General features: G+C 63.8%; 3 protein-coding genes. All 3 read left to right on the forward strand.

Translation table 11 applies throughout. The annotated features are described in order from the left end of the window. Positions 1 to 1,785, forward strand: a 1,785-nt coding sequence (locus ACLP25_RS24810; RefSeq protein WP_442471789.1) for a proton-conducting transporter transmembrane domain-containing protein, incomplete at its 5' end; no start/stop codon positions are given. Positions 1,786 to 1,803: 18 nt separating this feature from the next. Next, complete coding sequence (locus ACLP25_RS24815; RefSeq protein ID WP_442471790.1) at positions 1,804 to 2,181, forward strand: fluoride efflux transporter FluC; 378 nt, start codon at positions 1,804 to 1,806, stop codon at positions 2,179 to 2,181. A gap of 14 nt (positions 2,182 to 2,195) precedes the next feature. Then, on the forward strand, positions 2,196 to 2,525 hold the full coding sequence (locus tag ACLP25_RS24820) for a DUF190 domain-containing protein (protein ID WP_442471791.1): 330 nt from the start codon (positions 2,196 to 2,198) through the stop codon (positions 2,523 to 2,525). Positions 2,526 to 2,549 lie beyond the last annotated feature (24 nt).

Consider the following 2,549-nt stretch of genomic DNA (forward strand, 5'->3'; position numbering starts at 1 on the left):
GCCGTCGATTTCCGCATCGCCCCGCAGGGACTGTGGTTGATGGGCGTCGGTCTCATCCCGGCGATCTTCGCCTGCTCGCTCGCGTCGCCCATGACCGGCGGGCGGGGCTGGCTGTTCGGGGCCGCGCTGAGCCTCCTTGGCGCGCTCGGCGTGTTCGGTCTTCAGAACGGCGCCGCGCTCCTCGTCGCCTGGGAGATCATGAGCCTCGGCGGCGCGGTCATGGTGCTCTCCGATAATTCGGGTGCGGCAAGCGGCCGCGCCGTTCTCTTCATGCTTGCGCTTCTCGAAGCCGGCGCCGTAGCTCTCGTCCTCGCCATCGCGTTGCTTGGACTGCACGCGGGAAATCTCGAGTTCGACCAATACCAGGCCGCTGCTCCGGTCCTACCGGAGTCCGCGCAAATCGGCCTCGGCGTTCTCCTTCTCCTCGGGTTCGGCGCGAAGCTTGGTCTGCTGCCGTTTTATGAATGGTTCCCGGGCGCCTATGGCTCGGCAAGCGGAGCGTCCGGCGCGATCATGTCGGGCGTCGTCACGAATGCGGCATACTTCGCTCTCGCGCGTGCGCTGATGAGCTGGCTGCCGGTGGCGCCCCAGGGCGCCTTTCCGGTGCTCGCCATCGTGGTCATTACGGTGGGCACGGTCAGTGCGATTCTGACGATTCTCTACGCCTTCCAGCAAAACGATTGGCGAACCCTGTTGAGCTTCTCATCCGCCGAGAACGCATCGATCGCAGTCGCCGCTCTCGGCGCGGCGATGCTGTTTCGCAACGAGCGTCTCGACGACCTCGCCGGCCTCGCCTGGACGGTGGCGCTCCTGCATCTTGCCGGTCACGCGCTGGCAAAGGGAGCCCTTTTCCTCGCGGCTGACGGATTGCAACGCGCCACAGGCAGTTATCACATCGCCTATGCCGGCGGCGGAAGACACTGGTTCTTCGGCGTCGGCGCACTGCTTGCGGCCATGAGCCTGGCCGCGATGCCGCCCACCGCGGGCTTCGTGAGCGAGTGGTTTGTCTTCCAGACCGTCTTCCAGGGCTTCCATCTTCCCTATCTCTCCGGCCGGCTGACGCTCGCCCTGACCGGCGCCGGCCTCGCCCTCACCGCGGCTGTGGCGTTCGCGACCTTTGCGAAGGTGGTGGGCTTAGGGGTTCTGTCCCGAACCCGTGCGCGGGCAGCGTCCATCGGACGACCCTATGTCGGCTCGGTCGGCCTTCTGGGCCTTCTGGTGCTGGCGCTCGCAGCGGGAATGCCGCTCTGGCTGCGAGCGCTCGATGGAGCCACGATGGGCCTCTTCGGGATGCAAATCGCATCCCGGATGCACGACGGAGCGTTGCTTGTGCCGCTTACCGCCAAATTCGCGTTTATTTCGCCGAGCCTTCTCGTAATCGTGATGCCGCTCCTCTCGCTCATTCCGATCGCCTTGGTGGTCGCGACCTCTCGCAAACCGGTTCGGCGAACGCCGGTCTGGTACGGCGGCCTCTCTCCCGACCGGACGCGGGCTTCGACGACGGCGTTGACCTTCTCCAACGCGATGCGGACCTTCTACAGCTTCGTCTATCGGCCCACGGCCGCCACCGAGCGCGACGCGGATGCCGGCGGCTATTTCGTGACCAAACTGAGTTTCGAGCACGACGTGGCCCCGATTTTCGGGCCGCTGCTGTTTCAGCCCGCCGTCGTCATCGTGCAGTGGCTGGCAGTGAGGCTGCGGGTCCTGCAGTCGGGCCAGCTCAACTTCTATCTCAGTATGATTGGATTGCTTCTCGTGCTGGTCCTCGGGCTGACGTTGTTCTGAGACGAAGGAAGAATCGACGTGATCTGGACGTATGGGGCGATTGCGTTCTTTGGCGTGCTGGGTTGCTGGGCGCGATTCGCCCAGTCGACCCTGGTGCAGGCCGTATACGGCCGGGACTTTCCCTATGCGACAATGACCATCAACGTCATGGGAAGCTTCCTCATGGGGTTTCTCTTCGTCGAAACGCTTGAGCGCCTGACGCTGGCGCCGTGGATTCGCACGGGGGTTCTGACCGGATTCCTCGGCGGCTACACGACGTTTTCGACCTTCGAGATGGAGACGCTGTTGCTCGCCGAGGGCGGGGAACTGGCGAAGGCCGCGCTCTATGTCGCGCTTTCAGTAGGACTCGGTTTGGCCGCGGCATTTGGAGGAGCCTATATCGCGAGAAATCTCTGATGGGAGGGAAAATAATGAACAACGACATCCTGATGGTCCGGGTCTATCTTCACGAGGCCGATCAGGGAAAGCGCAAGCGCCTGATGCAGGAAATCCTCGCATTGCTTCAGGAGCGGCACGCCGTACAGGGCGTCACGGTATTTCGGGCCATTGCCGGCATGGGCGCAAGCGGCGAAGTGCGGGCCGAAGACGTCCTGCGCCTCAACGTCGATCTTCCGATCGTCGTCGAATTCTTCGACGAGCCGAAGGTCGCCGAGGCCGCCATAGCGCTGCTCGATGGCCTTGTCTCGCTCCTGGCCTCCGTCATCGAAGATCGGATCGGACTAAGAGTCGAGGGGAGCTAGCACCAGGAATGCACGACACGTCAC

Source organism: Roseiarcus sp. (assembly GCF_052145395.1).
In the GTDB taxonomy this organism is placed as follows: Bacteria; Pseudomonadota; Alphaproteobacteria; order Rhizobiales; family Beijerinckiaceae; genus Roseiarcus.